Source organism: Dictyobacter kobayashii (assembly GCF_003967555.1).
GTDB lineage: Bacteria > Chloroflexota > Ktedonobacteria > Ktedonobacterales > Ktedonobacteraceae > Dictyobacter > Dictyobacter kobayashii.
The window spans coordinates 1,683,803-1,702,768 of the sequence record NZ_BIFS01000001.1 but is presented as its reverse complement, the minus strand read 5'-3'; the positions used below and the strand labels follow the sequence as shown (position 1 = coordinate 1,702,768).

16 protein-coding genes are annotated in these 18,966 nt (G+C 49.8%); 11 read left to right on the top strand and 5 right to left on the bottom strand.

Features of this window, described 5'->3' with window-relative positions:
* Window positions 1-114: 114 nt before the first annotated feature.
* Window positions 115-411: a GYD domain-containing protein gene (locus EL645_RS07465; protein WP_126549435.1), complete on the top strand. Its 297-nt coding sequence runs from the start codon at window positions 115-117 to the stop codon at window positions 409-411.
* Between the two features lie 109 nt (window positions 412-520).
* On the opposite strand, the gene EL645_RS07460 is transcribed toward EL645_RS07465, so the two are convergent.
* Window positions 521-1,552 (bottom strand): gluconeogenesis factor YvcK family protein, encoded by a 1,032-nt coding sequence (locus tag EL645_RS07460; RefSeq protein WP_246035308.1) that lies wholly within the window; start codon window positions 1,550-1,552, stop codon window positions 521-523.
* Between the two features lie 862 nt (window positions 1,553-2,414).
* Between EL645_RS07460 and EL645_RS07455 the strand changes: the two genes are divergently transcribed.
* Window positions 2,415-3,551 (top strand): tetratricopeptide repeat protein, encoded by a 1,137-nt coding sequence (locus EL645_RS07455; protein ID WP_126549434.1) that lies wholly within the window; start codon window positions 2,415-2,417, stop codon window positions 3,549-3,551.
* A 95-nt stretch (window positions 3,552-3,646) separates the two neighbouring features.
* Here EL645_RS07455 and EL645_RS07450 read toward each other — a convergent pair whose 3' ends face one another.
* Together EL645_RS07450 and EL645_RS07445 are read right to left on the bottom strand one after the other, a co-directional pair.
* Window positions 3,647-4,612: an aromatic ring-hydroxylating dioxygenase subunit alpha gene (locus EL645_RS07450; RefSeq protein WP_126549433.1), complete on the bottom strand. Its 966-nt coding sequence runs from the start codon at window positions 4,610-4,612 to the stop codon at window positions 3,647-3,649.
* A gap of 182 nt (window positions 4,613-4,794) precedes the next feature.
* The gene (locus EL645_RS07445) at window positions 4,795-5,646 is read right to left on the bottom strand and encodes a hypothetical protein (protein ID WP_126549432.1); all 852 of its coding nucleotides are present in this window, start codon (window positions 5,644-5,646) and stop codon (window positions 4,795-4,797) included.
* Between the two features lie 441 nt (window positions 5,647-6,087).
* On the opposite strand from EL645_RS07445, the gene EL645_RS07440 reads away from it, so the two are divergent.
* A complete protein-coding gene (locus tag EL645_RS07440) occupies window positions 6,088-7,458 on the top strand; it encodes a calcium:cation antiporter (RefSeq protein WP_126549431.1) in 1,371 nt (456 codons plus the stop codon).
* A gap of 258 nt (window positions 7,459-7,716) precedes the next feature.
* Here EL645_RS07440 and EL645_RS07435 read toward each other — a convergent pair whose 3' ends face one another.
* Together EL645_RS07435 and EL645_RS07430 are read right to left on the bottom strand one after the other, a co-directional pair.
* Window positions 7,717-8,460 carry a hypothetical protein gene (locus tag EL645_RS07435; RefSeq protein WP_126549430.1) on the bottom strand — a complete coding sequence of 248 codons (744 nt, stop codon included), beginning with the start codon at window positions 8,458-8,460 and terminating at the stop codon, window positions 7,717-7,719.
* Window positions 8,445-9,995 (bottom strand): protein kinase family protein, encoded by a 1,551-nt coding sequence (locus EL645_RS07430; protein ID WP_126554075.1) that lies wholly within the window; start codon window positions 9,993-9,995, stop codon window positions 8,445-8,447. Before EL645_RS07430 ends, EL645_RS07435 begins: the two co-directional genes overlap by 16 nt.
* Before the next feature lie 454 nt (window positions 9,996-10,449).
* Between EL645_RS07430 and EL645_RS07425 the strand changes: the two genes are divergently transcribed.
* From EL645_RS07425 to EL645_RS07395, 8 genes are all read left to right on the top strand, one after another.
* The gene (locus EL645_RS07425; protein WP_126549429.1) at window positions 10,450-10,974 is read left to right on the top strand and encodes an NADH-quinone oxidoreductase subunit J family protein; all 525 of its coding nucleotides are present in this window, start codon (window positions 10,450-10,452) and stop codon (window positions 10,972-10,974) included.
* Window positions 10,975-10,979: 5 nt separating this feature from the next.
* Window positions 10,980-11,303: an NADH-quinone oxidoreductase subunit NuoK gene (nuoK, locus tag EL645_RS07420; protein ID WP_126549428.1), complete on the top strand. Its 324-nt coding sequence runs from the start codon at window positions 10,980-10,982 to the stop codon at window positions 11,301-11,303.
* Window positions 11,304-11,310: 7 nt separating this feature from the next.
* Complete coding sequence (gene nuoL, locus EL645_RS07415; RefSeq protein ID WP_126549427.1) at window positions 11,311-13,461, top strand: NADH-quinone oxidoreductase subunit L; 2,151 nt, start codon at window positions 11,311-11,313, stop codon at window positions 13,459-13,461.
* Window positions 13,462-13,474: 13 nt separating this feature from the next.
* The gene (locus tag EL645_RS07410; RefSeq protein ID WP_126549426.1) at window positions 13,475-15,082 is read left to right on the top strand and encodes a complex I subunit 4 family protein; all 1,608 of its coding nucleotides are present in this window, start codon (window positions 13,475-13,477) and stop codon (window positions 15,080-15,082) included.
* 72 nt (window positions 15,083-15,154) lie between these two features.
* Window positions 15,155-16,651, top strand: coding sequence for an NADH-quinone oxidoreductase subunit N (locus tag EL645_RS07405; RefSeq protein WP_126549425.1), 1,497 nt, complete (start codon window positions 15,155-15,157; stop codon window positions 16,649-16,651).
* Window positions 16,652-16,915: 264 nt separating this feature from the next.
* The gene (locus EL645_RS39165; RefSeq protein WP_161977200.1) at window positions 16,916-17,077 is read left to right on the top strand and encodes a hypothetical protein; all 162 of its coding nucleotides are present in this window, start codon (window positions 16,916-16,918) and stop codon (window positions 17,075-17,077) included.
* A gap of 40 nt (window positions 17,078-17,117) precedes the next feature.
* A complete protein-coding gene (locus EL645_RS07400; RefSeq protein WP_126549424.1) occupies window positions 17,118-17,363 on the top strand; it encodes a hypothetical protein in 246 nt (81 codons plus the stop codon).
* 243 nt (window positions 17,364-17,606) lie between these two features.
* Entirely contained in the window at window positions 17,607-18,962 is a 1,356-nt protein-coding gene (locus tag EL645_RS07395) for an FAD-binding oxidoreductase (RefSeq protein WP_126549423.1), read from the top strand.
* The last annotated feature ends 4 nt before the right edge of the window (window positions 18,963-18,966 follow it).

Below are 18,966 nucleotides of genomic sequence, written 5' to 3'. Positions count from 1 at the left end.
AGCAGCGGTATATTTTATGTTTAAGGGGACGTTTAATATAGCCCCTTTTTGGTAGTCACTCTAAATGTGGTACATCTAAGGTGGAAAACTACTCATTTATGTTGGGGAGGGTCTATGCCAACCTACATCAGTTTAATGAATCTATCAGAACAGGGAGTAAATGAGGCCAAGAATGCTCCCGAGCGCTTGCAGGCTTTTGAGGCGGCATTAAGCGAGGTGGGAGGGAAACTCCTCGGATTTTACCTGGTGATGGGACAATATGACTACATTGTGGTGACCGAAGCGCCTGATGACCAGACTGCGGCCCATGTGATTCTGAAGACGTTGTCCCATGGTAGTTTACGTATTCAGACGATGAGGGCTTTTCCGCGCGAAGAGTTTGAAGCAATCGCTCATGGGCTGGACTTTTAAGAAGATGTAGCTTGCGAGCGGGCACATGCGCGTCTGTGTCCTTTTCTTGCTGTGGTGTAAACGATGCACATCGGTCGCGCCACAGCAGGAAAAGCTTACTTTTTGAGCACTAGTCGATTGACATATCGAAAATGGCGTGTACAACGCGCTCAGGATCATGGCGGGCCAGCGAATCACCCTCTAAATTGAGCCGATCGATGACCACCCCTGGCACCATACGCTCCAACTGAGGCCGATCAATTTGCACTGGCTCACTGCCCTCATCTTGATAGGTCTTTAATACATCTGGTGGGAACGTACCATCATTGAGTAAGACACGATCTACCCGCGCTCCCAGATAATGATGAATCACATTCACAAAGTCCGATGCTTTGTAGTTGTCCGTCTCACCATGCTTTGTCATGATGTTGCAAATATAGACCTTCTCCGCATCGGATTCACGGACCGCACGCGCCACTTCTGGCACCAGCAAATTAGGTAGAAGGCTGGTGTAGAGGTCTCCCGGTCCTATGATGATGGTGTCTGCCCGGCGAATGGCACGGATCGCTTGCTGACAGGCGGCCGCATCTTCTGGCACCAGGCGCAAACGCTGAATAGGTGAAAGCGGGCCAGGATTTTTTTTGCCCCGTGTATCTATCTCGGTTTCACTGCATACCGTACTGCCATCTTCCAGGTCAGCACAGATAGTTGTTTGGGCTAACGTGACCGGTACTACGTTGCCTGCGGTATCCAGTAGTTCCTGTGCATCTTCAATGGCCAGCAATAGATCTTCATTATTGATATCCTGCAGGCCTTTGAGAATCAGGTTACCCAGACTATGACCACCAACACCATTGATAGTATTTGGCTCAACCGTATTTTCGGCATGCTCAAAACGGTGCATAAATACTTCTCTCCACAATGCCCCATTGCGTGCCAGCGCGACCAGCGACATACGCAGATCACCTAATGGCAGTTGGCGACGAAACTCGTCCATGAGTCTGCGTGAACTACCGCCACTATCTGACATATTGACCACCGCAGTGATATTAAACGGGTATTTTTTAAGATGGGAAAGCAGTGAAAATGTTCCTGATCCTCCGCCGATAGTTACAATACGGCGTCCTGCAAATTGGTCTCCTGTGCGTAAATTCCTCTGCACTAGGCTTCTCCTTCGGCTGATTTCAGGTTCGTTATCCACAATATGTTCCTCTACATAAATACGTATCATTCTAGTGCGTATCACAAATTTTTCCAATTATATTTGGGGCACGCATTATATATATACGTATGGTACTATTATTTTTTCGACATATGTTTGATGAACAAACAAGCTTTGTATTGTTTGCAATCGGCGAAAATGATAATCACAGTATCTATCATTTTCCAGACAACTGCTGTTCTTTCCGACAGTTTATCACGACAGTATGCACCATGCAAGAATTATTCTATTCTAACCTCTGCCATTACCTTTTGTTCTACAGCTTCTGCTTGCCAGTGCAGAATAAATAATACCTGCCTATAAACTATGATGTACACTTACGCAGCAAATATATCTGATTATCAACTATTCTCCTTCTCTCATCTGAAGGATTTATCCTACCATAAGTCCTATCTTCTTGTGTAAGGAATAGAATTACGCTATACTGTTGACAACGGGAATCTCTTCGACACTTTGTGGGCGCGGTGTCGGGGGCGCAAGACTCCCGTTGTATTTTAAATCCATTTTTCCTTACCTCTTGCTAGAAAAATTTCCTCTTCTAATTTACTAGATTTTATATATTGTATTCTCATAATCCTGACAGAATTAAGCTAAAGATGAAATTTAATAATCCTGACAAATTTCTGTCTATTTATAAGATAAATATATAGACAGGAGGTTGTTTATTATACATAGCGGCGCTTTGCTGCGCGGCTGTCGGCCAGTTTATTAAACAAATATATTGCATCATAAGTGGTACGTATACCTATGAGGTTGAATGTGCTATAATTGCTCATATTTTTCGTGAGGGAGGAAAGCGCTTGTGACACAGAATGTGGATATCAAGATGTTACTTTACCGGGCCAGGCTATGGGTAGAAGAAGGCAGGTATGAAGCGGCCCAAGAAACGCTGACTACGATGCAACTCGAAAACGAGAAACAGCGGCAAGAAGTAGCGTATCTGCTTGGCTGGTGTTATGTACAGCGCCAACAGTGGGAAGATGCGCTGAATACACTTTCACCACTCCTGGCTGGGATGGATGAACGCCTGGATGTGGAGACGCCACAGGAGCGAGAGCGCCATGCGATGGCTTTGTTGCGCCTGGGAATGGCAGCGGTAAATCTTTCAACTTATGAGGATGCCTCTCTTCATTTTACACGCTGTTTGAAGGTTTTACATGACCGGAGAGTGCATTTACCGGTTGTTCGCATTCATGCGCGTTATTACCTGGCGATGACATGCTTAATGCGTGGCTTATATGCGCCAGCGCTTGAGCATTATGAGGAGGCTATACGTCTCTGTAGTCATTACTCCGATGAGACCGCGCTACCTGATATTTATTATGGCCTCTGTGATGTCTACAGCAGTACCAATGAACTATTGAAATCATATGCGGCTGGCCAGGAAGCATTACGCCTGTATATGGCCCGCGATGATCAACAGATGGCGGCTCGGATGCATAATATGCTTGGGCGTGTCTGCATGCAGCTCGGCAATTATCGCGAGTCTTCCGATCATTATACCGAGTCTCTGGCTATTGCCACCAGCTATCAAGGCCCTACTCTGGCTATGCTAAACTGTGCTGCCCTGGCTGAAGTTCGCCTGGCAGAGAAACGGTTGACTGAGGCCAGGCGTTACTGCCAGCTGGCCTTAAATACTATGGAGCAGACTGATGATGTGCATATGCAAGGGCGTGTGTATCATGTCATTGCTAAAGTGACCTATGAGGCGGCACAATTGGAGGGTGGGCTCCAGCATCGAAAGTTATTAGAAGAGACCCTTTCCTGGTATGAGAAGGCGAAGACATGTCTGGCGGCGACTCAGGCCTATGCAGATGAGGCGGAGATTTATGGCGGCTGGGCGCAAGTGCTTGAAGAGTTGGGGCGGGATGCGGAAGCTATCGAATGCTGGCGTGCAGGGTATGCTGTATTGCATCAATCCCGGGAAGATGGAAAATAAAGAAAAATGTATTTACGTGGATATGAGCCAGCATGTTTGCCAGATGTCTGCTCAAACTGTGCTCATATCCTGTGTGAAATCCTTTCAAATGGCGATCAAGCGGTACCGAAACTTAAACCCAATTGCTTTAACCATTTGCGATAGGCGATAGCAGTGCGATCAGAGCGTAGATGCAGTTCTGCTTGTAGATCCAGGGGCAGTAATTCGGGTCGCTGTGATTCAACGATTGGCACATCTTGTAGCGTAATCAGGTTCTGATATTCGCGAATCTCTGTATCTGTCAGGTTGTTGTAATCAACCGCGACATAAGCCCAGACACGTGAGAGATCCAGTGCTACTGGTGTGATAGTAAAGAACATGGCGAAGTGAGGGCCAGCCGAGGATTTAACAAAGCCTGCTGTTAAGGGCCGATAGACCCGATAGGTGTAAGAGACATTTGCTCCCTGTCCGCTCCCATCTGGATCAGGTTGCCAGACTGTAATATTGCTGGCGGTGATCCCATTCTCATGAGTTTCCACAGCGTAATCATTGACCTCGGCATGCTCAGGATCGCCCAGATATGCCTGGTGTACAAAAGGGAAATGTGTAATATCCAGAAAGTTCTCAATGGCTCGTGGTGCGCTGGCCCGGTAAGTATAAGGCCCGCAGTGGACCTTACGATAGCTGCTATCATCCCACTGAGGGAAAAGTGGAATATCATTGGCGGGTTCACCCAGACAAACCCAGATCCAGCCATACTTTTCCCGGGCCCGATAGACTTTGGCTCGCGCACGTTCTGAGGGTTGCTGACTGGGATGGGCTGGATAGCGCACACATTGTCCATCCCGATTATAGACCCAGCCGTGATAGGGGCAAGCCAGTGTCTCATTCTCTACTTTGCCCAGTGAGAGCCGCGTCCCACGATGTATACATAGGTCCTGCCAGGCGCAGATCTTCTCTCCTACGCGCCAGAGTACCAGATCTTCTTCCAGCAGGCGGACCGCCATGGTCTTTCCTTCCTGGAGTTCCGAGGCCAGAGCGACGACATGCCAGTCGTGCGTCAGTACAGGGTCATTGAGCATGAAATTCCCTTTCTTTTGTGCTGCTATTTTCTCAATCTTTAGCCTTTGGGCTTATTATAAAGCTCTTCTATTGCTGTGAGAAGAGGGCAGTGTTATTTTTTTTCGTTCAGGCAGGTGAGTGTCGCTTAAACCATGAGGGGGATTAATCTTATCGTCATTACCCCGCCCTCATGGTTGAGCTGCTAAGGCTCTGGTTTCAGGCGTACCAGCATGATGCCCAGCCAGATAATCCAGATGGCGAAGAGGAGGGTCGCGAGCGTGGTCAGGGTGCTCTGGCCGTTTCCAGCGGCGCTCATTACAGCCACTGCACTGATGCAGAGCATCGCCCCGATAAAGAGTCCGGCATAACCGAATGCTACCCATGCGCCCGGCCAGAGATTTTTCCCTGTGCGTGCGATCATGCCCCCAAAGAAGAGGCAGGCTAACCCAATCAAACCAGTACCCACGACATTGGTGATGAAGGAAAGTATGGGGGAGATAGTGATAACACTACCCTGGATTGCTGCTCCCGTGCTATTGGAGACCAGCATAAAATAGATCGTACTGGCAGCCGCCCCAAGCAGATAAATTGATAAGCCTATCAGGCCCAACCAGGCAGCCAATACTACAAATCCTTTGCCGCGCCAGGGATGTTCAGGTAGCCCATCATCTTCCTCCTCCTCTGCGTCTTCGTCTGTATCTGTTGTGGTCGTTTCAGTGTCGGTTGCCGCCTGACGTTCCTCTTCTTCTCGTTCCTGCTGTGCCATCAATTCCTGTGCCACAATGATGCGATGCAAATTAAAAGGAAACGAGATCAAGAGGAAGAAGGCACATAATAAGAGCACCCGATAGATCACAAAGGGCAAGCTATGGGTACTGATCCAGGCTAAATAGGCCGTGTAGCGTCCAACGCCTGTCGCATCGAGTGCGGCGCTAAAGCCAGTCGGGCCCAGAATGAGTACCTGGTAGAGTGGTATTCCTAACAGTAAAAGTAGACCCCCGATGATATAGTAGAGGCCATTCGAGCGCAGCCTGGCTAATAAACTACGTTTCATATAAAAACCTTTATCAACGTCACATGCAACTTTATCTTTAAAACCTCGCGTTCACCTCGTGACCCCTCCATCTCTCAGCTCCCAGGCGACCATCCCATCTTACGATCTCTCAGGCGACCGTCCATCTCCAAATCTCATCTCTCTGTGGAGCGGGTAGATATAGGCGGCCGTGCCGCCTATATCTACCCGCTCCACAGAGAGATTCTATAAACTCAAGGCGAGCGCCGCAGGCGCGAAGCTCAGGATCAAGAGCACATGACATTTATCAAAAAATAAGTAAAGCTCCCATTGAGAGTATTGCAAAAGGTTACCACTTTTGGCAAGGGCTACCACAAATATGACGAACAAAGTCTGGATTCCAAAATAACTGTAACTCTTCCAGTCAGGCATGCGTATACAACGTATGGATTTTTATATCCAGGATAACTTGGAGGGAATTGAATGCCGCGCTGGTTGTATTTTTTCTTGATCTTTTCCGTTTTAGCTGTCGTGCTTGAGTATTTACCACTGAATATCCCCCCACTAATCCTCTTTGTGGTGGCTGCGTTAGGTATAGTGCCATTGGCCGCCTTGATCGGTCAATCTGTGGAAGAAGTGGCCGAACACACAGGTGAACGCATTGGTGGATTATTGTTTGCTACCTTTGGCAATGCGACAGAATTGATTATCGGTATTATCTCGCTCAGTAAGGGCCTGGTGGATGTGGTTAGCGCATCCATTATCGGTACTGTGCTGGGGAACGTGTTGTTAGTTCTGGGGGTCGCGGTTTGCATTGGTGGTTTCAAACATGGCCGCTTGCGCTTTGAGACTCGTTCTGCCAGTCAGTATGCCTCGTTGCTAGCCCTGTCCATTGGAGGGCTCCTTTTACCAACGATCGCAGAGCTCTTTGCGACCCGTGCTAACCAACCATTGGTCGCAGAGCGAGGTGTGTTGCTCTCGGATTTCATTGCCGTGATGCTGTTGCTTGGCTATATTGCGTCAATCCTTTTCAGTGTATTCAGAATCGGCGATAAACCCAATGAGGAGAGTGAGCCGATGCTGGAGCCGCTGGTTGGTGCTCGCTCGGCTGCCGCGATCCTACGCTTGCTTGCATATCGCCAGCATGTGGCTCAGAGTGCGGTAGAAGGTAAAAGTGGCGTATTACGACGTATTGATGGGACCGTGGATGCGATTGTGGCCCATGAGACAAAACAGGCAGGCGGGGCGGTCGCTGTGGAATCAGCGGCTGGCGGGATTGCGGATGGCCAGATTCCTACCCTGGAAGCAGTTTTATCTCATCCAGCTGACCCGGAGGGTGCCGCTGAGAAAGGTAAGCAGGAGGAAAAGGCTAAGCCGCCGCTCTGGCGGGGCCTGTTATTGTTGGCCCTGGCTACCGTTGGTGTGGCCATTATCTCAGAGATCCTGGTGGGAACTATTGAGCCAATGACCGCTGTGTTGCATTGGAATGCTGCCTTTGTTGGCCTGGTCTTCATTCCTTTGATTGGTGGTTTGCCAGAGTACTTCAACACTATTTCGATGGCGTTAGATAAACGTATGGGTATGGTGTTATCCGCCTCGGCTGGCTCTTCGATTCAGATTGCTCTGTTGATGGCTCCTATCCTGGTGCTGATCAGTATTTTTATGCCGCAGCGCCTGGATCTGATTTTTAGCCTGGTTGAGCTGGCGGTGCTGGCCCTGGCTACCTTTCTTTTCAGTGAGATTACAAAAGATGGTGAGCTGGTCTGGTTGGAGGGTCTTTTGTTAATCTTGCTCTATGCCATGATGGGAGGGACCATTTTCCTGTTCGGTAACTCTCCCATTATTCCTGCATAGTGGTTATGAAGCAAAAAAATTCTTGCGTCAATTGATGCAAGAATTTTTTTTGCTGCTTGTGGAGCGAACTTTTTGTGCCTGCGGCCCCTGACTGTTCGCGCCTTTGGCGCTCAGAATTTTTATGTAGTGATGCGGCAATCGCACGTTCGTGCGATTGCCGCATCACTACATAAAAGATAAAAAAAGAGATAGGGGGCGTCAGCGCCCCCAGGTCGGGTTAGCCATTCCATTCTGATGGAGGTAGCGATGAAACATATTTTATAGTGGGATTGAGAGCACGTTATGGCCTTCGCGTCCGCTTTGTACGAGGTGCGAGACAAACAGTTCGATGACAAAAGGTTTTTCATATAATGGGCGGCTGCGATTGCTGTCCATGAAGAAGATGTGCAGGCGTTCACGTCTGCCACTGGGGCCGCTACTGAGTGCCTGCATGGGCATGGTCACCTCGGCGACATAGCCGGGAGCTGGAATGCTGACATCAGCTTGTTGCACGATGTAGGCATAGTTCTGGTAGAGAGCGGAACGTACCTCGATATGGACCGTTTCACCTTCACCTAAAGCGCTGAGTCCGCCACTATTCTGATCACTATTTGTCTTGGGGCGTCCCACCACATTGACACGAATAGAATACCCCTGATTGGGCTGGATACGCATTGGTGTCTCAATCAGGGCAGCTGCAGATGTGCTCTGCTGGGGCTCGCCCAGGATAAACCGCTGTACACGCTTCAGGAGCGATTCGTCTCCCTCGCCCGTCTCGGCATGGTCTCCGCCGAAATATGGGGTCTTAGGGATACGTAATTTGGATAATGCAGGTAGGGAACCACTAATCAAACCCTTGATATGTGTAAGAGAGGACTCTTTGTGTCCAGGGGTGTCGTTTTCTTCCGTGCCTGGTTGCTGTGCTGTCGTGGTCAGCTCGCTGTCGGATGGTTGATCGGCCTGGGCGGCGCGAGCAGCCAGAGCAGCTGTAACTGAGTCGCTCTTGATCAGCACTGTCGACATCTGCGTGACATCCTGGACCGGGGGTTCTCTTCTTGTGCCTGGATGGCTGGATCAACACTTGATGTGTTAACTGCGGGTTCATCGGCTGGCGTTGCATCCAAGCTATCCTCGTTGCTGGTTGCCGGCTTGACGCTTTCCGCTTCCACGGACTCCTGGACCGGTTTTTCCACATTATCGTGTGTCGTTGCTGGTTGATCAGGCTGTCGCTCATCGTCGGTTGGATTGTGCGTCTGCTCTTCCGCCATTTCCGCCTGCGATTGTCTCTGGTATGCTGACCCTTTTTCCACTATTGCCTCCCCCGTTGGTGCTTCTGTTAGCCCCAACTTGCTTGTTTTGATTCTGGATAAGTAGCGCCGGGCCATACGAGCCTGCAGAGGGATCATCGAAATGGTCATATCATCGGCTTCTGCGTTTTCCACTGCCTCACTATCTTCGTCAATTCTATTATCGACCATGTTCGAAGAGATAGATATAGCTTCTTTCCCATTGTTGAATACAGCCTCGTTTTGTCCCATCTGGCGACCAGAGGAGGTTTTTGGCAAGAATTGCTGGAGAGCCTCAGAAAACTCGCTGGCACTCTGATAGCGGAGCTCGCGCTCCATGGCCAGTGATTGCATTACAACCATATCTAAAGTACTATCGCTGTGTGAATCCAGGTCGCGCAATGATGGCAATGGGCGATGACGACGTTTATGGGCGTCGTCGGGTGTAATACCGGTTAACAAGAGATAGAGAATGGCGCCCAGGCTATAGATATCCGAACGGGGTTCAAGATCACCCAGGAGTACTTCTGGCGCGCAAAACGGAGACGGATTGGCATGGTTCAATGGCTGGGGAATCAGCTCACGCAGTAGATCGGGCATCCAGGAAATAATGAGTAGAGGTTCTCCACTATAATCATGCTGGCTGACCAGAATGGTCTGAGGATCGATCTGACCGAGCAGAATTTCCGCGCGATGCAATTGCTCAAGCGCCCGGCTCAGGCGATAGATCCAGGCGATCGCTGTTTGCTCCTCTGGTAGGCCGATGCCGCTCTGTAGCACATCTTGCAGGGTTGAGACCAGAGGATGTCTGGTATTGGTATTGCCGTTTTCATCTCTGGTCAGTGCGAAAGGCCAGCCCGAGATGACGTACAGGTGACCATTGAAGTAGCGGAGATCGACCAGCGGCATTACCCCTGGAATACGCTGACGACGCAGCACGTCATATTCATCTTGTAGCGCTGCAATCGACTGGGCTCGGTTTTCATCGTCTAAAGTACTAATGTCTATATCATGGATGATGACCGGGCGTTGTTGTTGGGTATCGAGGGCCAGTAAGACCTGTGCAGGTGGTTGTCGTCGCAGCAATGAAGTGATGCGATAACGATCAGTGATGTCGGCGTGCTTAGGAGAGGACTTATCGCCGCTATTTTTCTCGACACGCTCACCGCATTGACTGCAGAACGTTGCCGATGGCGGAAGTTCTGCATTACAACGTTTGCATCGTATTATTTCTGGTTGAGTTTGATCGAGAGATGTATGTGTTAAGCTCATGCCACAATTACGCCCTTTTAAATGAAACTATGTATGCTTACGACAAATTATAGCACACCCGGCGTATTCTCGGGTTGTGTCCTGACGTTTGTTTAGGTATGATATTATTATACTTGCACATAGTTATATCACTGCTCTTTTAGAGAGAGGGATGGATAGCGTAAGAAACGGGTATTTTGAGACGATGCTGATCTGCTACCAAAAGACGGATCGATGAAACATTTTTCCTCTTGTCACCAGCCCCATGTTTTGTTAGAATCCCAGAGGGACTATGCACGCATTCTATCCCCCCATAGGACAACAGACCTAGTTCGTCGTGTCCAGGCGTCATAGAATGAGATACAATACTGTTAGTAGAATAAACCAATGTAAGGATGTGTAATCTTCTCCCTCTGGTTTGAGTCTGAAATTACGATCCAATAATATCCGATATAATCCGGAGGTATGTTTTTTTATGGATTTAGCCACCCTCTTATTCTGGATCTTCGCCGTGATCCTGGTGGGTGCCGCATTACTGGTGGTGGGGCTTCGCAATATTGTGCATAGCGCCCTGGCTCTGGTCATGGTTTTCGCCATGGCAGCCGGTATTTATGTCTTGCTCAGTGCTACATTTATTGCTATTGTGCAAATCCTCATCTATGTAGGTGCGGTAACGATCTTGATCCTGTTTGCGCTGATGTTAACGCGCATCACCGGACAGACACAAACCAATCCGGCCAACAAATTATGGCCAGTGGCTGCTGTGATCTGTGCTGGCGTTGGTGCGACGATCATCTACGCAGTCTCTTCGAGCCAACATGCTGTAAAAAATGCTGTTAATGCGTCTGAGGTAGCGAAGCAGATACCTAACAACGTTGTGCGCATCGGCCAGTTGTTGTACAGTCCTAGTGGTTACAGCTATGTGCTCCCGTTTGAAATTGCATCACTGGTGTTGTTGGTCGCAATTGTTGGCGCAATTGTTATCGGCAGAGAGGATTAATGGGGATGCAACTTACACTCAATCATTTTCTTGTTTTGGGGGCCGTGCTTTTTTGTATTGGCCTGTATGGCGCGATTACGAAGCGCAATGCTATTGCCGTATTGATGGGTATTGAAATTATGTTGAATGCCGTCAATATCACGATGGTTGGTTTTTCGTACTTTAATACTGTCAATGCTTATAAAGAGCTTTTGACTGGACAGATCTTCGCTATTTTCATTATCACTGTTGCTGCGGCCGAGGCTGCGGTTGCGCTGGCAATGATTATTGCCATCTATCGCAAACGTGCTACGGTGGATGTTGGCGAGATCGATATGATGAAGTGGTGATCAAAAGATGTTGTATCAATTATCTTGGACAATCTTATTTGCACCGCTCCTCGCTTTCGCTGTAATCATCTTCGGTACACGTGTATGGGATATGTTGAGCCGGCCTAAAGCTGCTCCAGTTGCCCATGCCGCTGGCCATGGCGACCATCATGAAATTGAGGACCATGGCGCTGTTGATGATCATCATGACGAACATGGTGGACATGGCGAGGATGACGATGATGATCCAAAGGTTCCGAGCCTTTCCGCCGGTGCAAAAGCTAGCGCCTATGTCGCGCTGCTGATTATGTTTTTGGCCTGTGTCTATTCCTGGGTTCTTCTTTTTAGCTCGGCTAGTTCTGCGGAACTGGCGAAGTCTGGCATGACGGTCTTTTCCTACAACTGGTTAAATGTAGGCAATCTGCATTATGATATTACTTTCCACATTGACCGTCTGGGAATCGCTATGCTGGTGGTGGTGACCACCATTTCGTTGCTGGTCCAATTTTATTCCCAGGGCTATATGGAGAACTCGGCAGGCTATGCGCGCTTTTATGCCTACCTGTCTTTGTTCGCCTTCTCAATGTTGTTGATCATCTTTGCTCAGAACTTCCTGGTGATCTTCTGTGGCTGGGAACTGGTCGGTTTGAGCTCTTATCTGCTGATTGGCTTCTGGATTAATAAACGAGCTAAACCTGAGGAGCAGCGGCCCGCACCTGCCAGTGCAAACCTGCAGTCCTTTGTGATGAACCGTATTGGTGATGTCGGTTTCATCCTCGGTATCATGATCCTTTTTGTTAATACAGGATCTTTCGATTTCGCGACAATTCAAGCACGCATTCCTGGCAGCCCGCTGGCACATTCCACCTTGCTGGGTGTGGCGATGCTGCTGGTGTTCTGTGGCGCTATCGGTAAGTCGGCGCAGTTTCCATTGCACACATGGTTGCCCTCCGCTATGGAAGGTCCTACCCCTGTCAGTGCGCTGATCCACGCGGCTACCATGGTTGCCGCTGGTGTCTACATGGTTGCTCGTACCTTCCCACTCTTTAGCGCGGCCCCTGCTTTTGCCTTCGAGGTTGTGGCTTCGATTGGTGCGTTTACCGCCTTCTTTGCCGCCACTATCGCGCTGGTCCAATCAGACTTCAAGCGTGTGCTGGCCTTCTCGACCATCAGTCAGCTGGGCTATATGTTTGTGGGCCTGGGTGTGGCTGGTACTGAGTTCGGCCCTGGCCCTGGTATGTTCCACCTCTTCACACACGCCTTCTTCAAAGCCCTGCTCTTCCTGGGCGCTGGTAGTGTACTGCATGGACTGCATCATGCCATGCACAAAGAAGTTCAGGACGTACGCCTGATGGGTGGTCTGGCTACAAGGATGCCAATTACTGCCGCCACCTGGTTAGTCGCTGTACTGGCCATTTCGGGTTTCCCCTTCATGTCCGGCTTCTATAGTAAAGAAGAAATCATTGGTCTGGCGCTGGAGAATGGTCATCCAATCATTTATGCATTGACCCTGATCACAGCTGGCCTGACCGCTTTCTATATGTTGCGCGCCTTCATCCTGGCCTTCGGTGGTAAGGGTGGAAAATTCATGGGTCTGTGGGGTGGTCCATACCGTGGTTACGGTGAGGTTCATGAGTCTCCTTTAACCATGACCATTCCGTTGATGCTGCTGGTTATCCCTTCAGTCATCGCTGGTTACTGGACTGGCTTTTACCAGTATGTCAACGTTGGTGCCGAGGCTGTAAAGAACTTAAGCATTCCAACTTTGCTGGCAACTCCAGATACCTGGATTGGTGTCCTGGTTTCCCTCGTTGGTCTGGGCTTCGCCTGGGGACTCTATGGTCGTGTCGAACTGGTCAAGATCAACCAGGTTGTGCAGTCGAATGCTTTGCTGCGCACGATCCATCACATACTGTATAACCGCTACTATATGGACGACCTGTACAACTGGATCACCAACTATGTGATCCTGGGTGGTGTCTCCAAGGTTGCGCAACTGTTCGATACCTACATTGTGGATGGTATCGTCAACGGTGTGGCGCGTGGCGTGACTGGCCTGGGTGCTGGTGCTCGCCGTATTGAGACCGGCCGTGTACAGACATATATGCTGGGTTTCTTTGGTGGTGTGGCTGTATTAGCGATCCTCGTAGTTGTCCTGATCACCACGGGCTTGAAGTAAAGGATAAGAAAACATGTCGATTTTCTCAAGCGATCTTACATGGATTCTCCTGCTGCCCGTTCTTGGTGGTGTGGGAGTCTACGCGTTTCCGACAAAAATAGCGCGTTGGTGGGCATTGGTCTTTTCCGCGCTGACGTTCGCTCTCTCATTGTTCATTTTCTTCCGTGTCCTGAATGCTAAAGGGATTAACGGATTTGGCGATCTAAACAACCTGGCCGACCAGGTGAAGGTGAACTGGATCAACCTTAAGGCTGGTTCGTCCCACTTCACGGTCCAATACTTTTTAGGTGTGGACGGCCTGAGCCTGCCAATGGTGATCTTGAATGCCTTGTTGACCATGCTGGCCGTGATCGGTGGCTGGAAAAAGAAGCGCGTCAAAGATTACCTGGCCTTGATTCTGTTCCTGGAAGCTGGTGTGATGGGCGTCTTTATGGCGCTGGATATCTTCTTCTTCTTCCTGATGTGGGAAGTTGAGCTGGCTCCAATGTTCATCTTGATCGGTGTCTGGGGAAGTGATGCTATAAAGCATGGCGTGCCTGGTCGTATCTATTCGGCCTGGAAGTTCCTGCTCTACACGTTCTTTGGTAGCGTGTTTATGCTGGCTGGTTTCATCCTGCTCTACTTCCATGTCGGTAGCTCCGATATGCAGTATCTGTCCAGTCACTTGATCGGTGGCAGTACGACGATCCTGGGTATCCCGGTTGCTTTCCAGTTGTTGACCTTCCTGCTGGTCTTTATGGCCTTCGCTGTGAAGATCCCGATGTTCCCGTTCCATACCTGGTTGCCAGATGCCCACACTGACGCGCCAACCGAGGTCAGTGTTCTGCTGGCCGGTGTGCTGCTGAAAATGGGCGCTTATGGCCTGATCCGTTTCTGCTTCACCCTGTTCCCGGGAGGCATGGCACAATTCGCGGGCTGGTTGGCCGTGATTGCGGTCATTAATATCCTGTATGGCGCGGCGATCTGTCTCGTACAGAAGGATATGAAGAAGCTGATTGCTTACTCTAGCGTGAGCCACATGGGTATCATTTTGCTGGGTGTCGCCGCTGCGGCTGGCGCTGGCAATCTGATCTTTACTGGTGCGCTGGCTGGTGGCGATCAGGCTTTCCGTCAGGTGGCTTTGACAGGCGCGACCCTGCAGATGTTTAGCCACGGTATTATTACCGGTATGCTCTTCTTCTGCGTTGGCGTTGTATATGATCTGGCCCATACTCGTGAGATCGCGATCTTTGGCGGTATTGCCAAGCGCATGCCGATGCTAGGTACGCTCTTCACCTTCGCGGCCATGGCTTCACTGGGCTTGCCCGGTCTGGCTGGCTTCGTAGCTGAATATATGGTCTTCACCAGTAGCTTCCGCATCTGGACCATCCCGACACTCATCGCTGTCTTTACCATGATCCTGACGGCTGCTTATCTCCTGTGGATGATCAAGCGTGTCTTCTTTGGTCCATTCAATCAGAAGTGGAACTGGCTCACGGATGCTTCGGCACGTGAACTCGTTCCCTTGTTTGCTCTGGCTGGACTGATTGTGTTCGTTGGTGTTTATCCAGCACCCCTGATTAATATGATTTCGAGTAGCATCACGCCGATTATTCATTCGGCCGTGACCATGATCAAGTAGGGGGGATCCCCGAAGCAGCCTGGGCGGTCCGTCAAAAAGTTGGATCGCCCTGCTGCGGGGTAAGGAGTAATTATGTCTTTTCAGCCTTCTGATCTCTACCTACTGGCACCGCAAATCAGCCTGGTGCTGTTAGCGTTGGTGGTGATGGCCGTTGATCTTTTTACGAAGAAACGTATCGTCATCGCGGCTACCGCTATGGTAGGTTTGATCGTGCCTGCGGCTTTTACAATCGCGCAGGCTATCACATTTAGTGGTCCCAAGACTGCATTTTTTAGAATGCTGGTGGTAGACCAATATTCTCTCTTTTTTGAGATCATCTTTTTGATTATTGCCGCCGTCATAATCCTGTCTTCTTACGACTACATTGGGAAGTATGTTCAGGCGGACGGCGAGTTCTATTCGCTCTTGCTCTTGTCTGTTGTGGGTATGATGTTCATGGCCAGTACCACTGAGTTGATCTCGATCTACATCGCTCTGGAACTGACCAGTTTCCCATTGTATGTCATGGCGGGCCTGATTCGCTCGGATACCAAGTCGTCTGAGGCGGCTGTAAAGTATGTCTTGCTGGGTGCTATGTCCTCGGCTATTCTGCTCTACGGTTTTGCGCTGCTGTACGGCCTGACCGGGACCACCGATCTGGTGGGTCTGGCGCATAGCTTCAAGAGCTTCACCAATGGCAACCTGATGGTGATTGTGGCGGATGTGCTGGTGATTGCGGGCTTCGGCTTCAAAATCTCGGCGGTTCCGTTCCATATGTGGGCACCTGATATCTATGAAGGTGCGCCAACACCCGCGACTGCCTTCTTCTCGGTTGGCTCAAAGGCTGCTGGCTTTGCGGCTTTGATCCGCATCTTGATCTATGGTGGTCTGTGGCAGGTAGACCTGGTACCTCTGGTCGTTACCCTCTCAATTGTTGCGGTCTTGACCATGACGCTGGGTAACTTTGTGGCAGCAGTTCAGACCAACATCAAGCGCATGATGGCTTACTCCAGTATTGCGCAGGCCGGTTATATCCTGGTCGGTGTGGTTGGCACAGTCGGTATGGCCCAGAAGAATCCCGCGGCAGCCGCTACTGGTACCGCTGCGGTACTGTTCTTTATCCTGGTCTATGTCGTCACCAACCTGGGAGCCTTCTCGGGTATTATCGCCCTGGCGAATATGACTGGTGGAGAGAAGATCGATGACTTCCGTGGACTGTGGAAACGTGCCCCATTGCTGAGCGTCGGCACTGCCCTGTGTCTGCTCTCATTGGCGGGTATTCCACCGGTGGCAGGCTTCTTTAGTAAAGTGTTTATCTTTACCGCCGCCTGGCAGCTTGGTCAGCCCTGGCTGGTAATTGTAGCCTTGCTCAATAGCATTGTCTCAGTGGTTTACTATGGCCGTATCATCAAAGTCATGTTCTTTGACGAGCCACAGAAAGAGGGTCGCCTGGTCACTTCAATGAGCCTGGGTACCTCGATCACCCTGGCATCGGCTGCCCTGCTGGTCCTGACTGTCATCGTACAACTCGTCATCAACGCAGCCAATCCTGCGGCCTTCAACCTCTTCGCTTCCCTGATTGGTCGCTAAGCGTATAAGCTAACAAGTATAAAACCGAGGTCCGACGCACCTGTTACAGATGCAGCGGACCTCGGTTTTTATGCTATTCTGCTAAATTGGCTGCATTGTTCATGCAGCCTGTTTGTGTGTTTTCTATAGAAATTAGCACCTGGAACACTTAATATTAACCATAAATACACTTTAATGCTACCACAATTATCTGCTATGAGCTTTAAAATGAGGAACTAGATATACATTTAAATGACTCCAGATATCTTGAAAGGAAGCAAATAGATGGCACAGTCTATTGCGTTCACTGAGAAAGCAACCGCGATCTCTGGTTTTGTGCGTTTGGGCGAGCAAGCTCAGCATGTGGTAGTGACAACGGGTGAAGGGGAAAGCTTTATTATTTTTCAGCGGGGCATACACTTCTTGTGGGCCACTTTGAGGATGTAATGGTCGTGGCGGTAGCGAAAGATAATATACACACATACTGGTGGCCACCAGTGATGATGCCATCTATCATCTGGCCTTCCAGGAAGAGCAGGAGACCGCGCAGGAACTGGTGACGCGCTTTGATGTCAATGTGACCAGTATAGCCGGCTATTTTGCTTCTGAGGACTCTACACACCATCTTGTGATGGCTACCAGCGATTGCTTACTCATTTGCCAACCAGCAACAGATCCAGGCGCGCCCATTAGGTTTCTTTGGCATGTCAGCCTATCAGGGATATTGTCGTAGGCTGTAGCTATCTTTGCTCTATACGAGCGGGGTTCAAAGGGACCGGCGAGGCCCCTTTGCGGGGGCTATGGGGGTGTTCCCCATTTCACTTCATCCCCCGATCTTCGCCGCCGAAGATCGGGTTTCCCTACCTATACCTTTGGGTGGATTCGTGGCGTGAGTTAGGGCCTATGCGTTATTATGGACGTAGAACAATTTGAAACACATTCATTCGCGCTATACTAAACAAGGAATAGATAAGCTATGGCATCTGCAAATAAACAGCCTCAATCCTGGGGGCGCTATCCATTAGTAAAAAATAACCAGGTCGTACCAGTATACTGGCGCGATGAACTGCCAGATCTGGCCTCTCTCGATCAATCAATACTCCCTTATGGCTATGGTCGCAGCTATGGGGATAGCTGTCTGAATGAGGACGGCATCTCCATTGATACAAGTCATCTTAAAAACTTTATTTCTTTTGATACTGAGCGCGGCGTTATTCGTTGTGAAGCTGGCGTGTCGCTGGCCGATGTCTTGCAGGTCGCGGTACCGCGTGGCTGGTTCCTGCCGGTTAGCCCTGGCACCAAGTTTGTCTCGGTTGGCGGCGCTATCGCCAATGATGTGCATGGCAAAAATCATCATGTCGCCGGCACCTTTGGCTGTCATGTGATCAAGTTTGAGCTAGTACGCTCAAGTGGTGAGCATCTTATCTGTTCAGAAGAACAGAACAACGAGCTTTTCCGCGCCACTATTGGTGGTCTGGGCCTGACGGGTGTAATTCTCTGGGCTGAGTTCCGACTGAAAAAGATTGTAAACCCGTTTATCGACATGGAGTCGATCCGCTTTGAATCTCTGGATGAGTTCTTCGAGCTCTCGGCTGCCTCTGATAAAGATTATGACTATACCGTGTCCTGGGTGGATCTCTTGATCGGTGGTGACAAGCTTTGCCGTGGTAAATTCTCTCGTGGTAACCATAACCAGGACCCGGACCTGGCGAAGAAGTACAAGCCGAAGAAGTTGCCTCTGACCGTGCCGATCGATTTCCCTTCTTTTGCTCTCAATACTTTCACAGTCAAAGCGTTCAATGAGGCCTATTACCGCGTCCAGTTAGAGAAGTATGTCAATAAAACTGTGCCTTATGATCCCTTCTTCTATCCATTGGATGCGATCCACAACTGGAACCGTATCTACGGTAAGCGTGGCTTCTTCCAGTATCAGTTTGTGGTGCCGTTTGAGCATGGCCGCGATGCGATGCATAAGTGTATCCACCATATCCAGCAGGCAGGTGAAGGATCGTTCCTGACCGTTTTGAAGCAGTTTGGCTATGTTAAATCGCCCGGTATGTTGTCCTTCCCAAGGCCCGGCATTACGCTGGCCCTGGACTTCTCGAATCATGGTCAGCGCACCCGCAACTTCATGAATGAGATGGACCGCATTGTTGAAGATAACGGTGGCGTCCTCTATCCAGCCAAAGATGCTCGCATGAGCCCCGAGTCCTTTAAGAAATACTATCCGCAGTGGCAGGAGTTTGAGCAGTATATTGATCCCAAGTTCTCCTCCAGCTTCTGGCGTCGTGTGACTCAGGGGACCAATAGCAATATCCCTCTGTACATATAATGAA

Bases quoted from the DNA above. Each gene is read 5' to 3' on its own strand.
- EL645_RS07445 (WP_126549432.1), bottom strand. From the start codon at position 5,646: ATGAAACGTAGTTTATTAGCCAGGCTGCGCTCGAATGGCCTCTACTAT.
- EL645_RS07450 (WP_126549433.1), bottom strand. From the start codon at position 4,612: ATGCTCAATGACCCTGTACTGACGCACGACTGGCATGTCGTCGCTCTG.
- EL645_RS07395 (WP_126549423.1), top strand. From the start codon at position 17,607: ATGGCATCTGCAAATAAACAGCCTCAATCCTGGGGGCGCTATCCATTA.
- EL645_RS07410 (WP_126549426.1), top strand. From the start codon at position 13,475: ATGTCGATTTTCTCAAGCGATCTTACATGGATTCTCCTGCTGCCCGTT.
- EL645_RS07440 (WP_126549431.1), top strand. From the start codon at position 6,088: ATGCCGCGCTGGTTGTATTTTTTCTTGATCTTTTCCGTTTTAGCTGTC.
- EL645_RS39165 (WP_161977200.1), top strand. From the start codon at position 16,916: ATGGCACAGTCTATTGCGTTCACTGAGAAAGCAACCGCGATCTCTGGT.
- nuoL (WP_126549427.1), top strand. From the start codon at position 11,311: ATGTTGTATCAATTATCTTGGACAATCTTATTTGCACCGCTCCTCGCT.
- EL645_RS07465 (WP_126549435.1), top strand. From the start codon at position 115: ATGCCAACCTACATCAGTTTAATGAATCTATCAGAACAGGGAGTAAAT.
- EL645_RS07435 (WP_126549430.1), bottom strand. From the start codon at position 8,460: ATGTCGACAGTGCTGATCAAGAGCGACTCAGTTACAGCTGCTCTGGCT.
- EL645_RS07430 (WP_126554075.1), bottom strand. From the start codon at position 9,995: ATGAGCTTAACACATACATCTCTCGATCAAACTCAACCAGAAATAATA.
- EL645_RS07425 (WP_126549429.1), top strand. From the start codon at position 10,450: ATGGATTTAGCCACCCTCTTATTCTGGATCTTCGCCGTGATCCTGGTG.
- nuoK (WP_126549428.1), top strand. From the start codon at position 10,980: ATGCAACTTACACTCAATCATTTTCTTGTTTTGGGGGCCGTGCTTTTT.
- EL645_RS07405 (WP_126549425.1), top strand. From the start codon at position 15,155: ATGTCTTTTCAGCCTTCTGATCTCTACCTACTGGCACCGCAAATCAGC.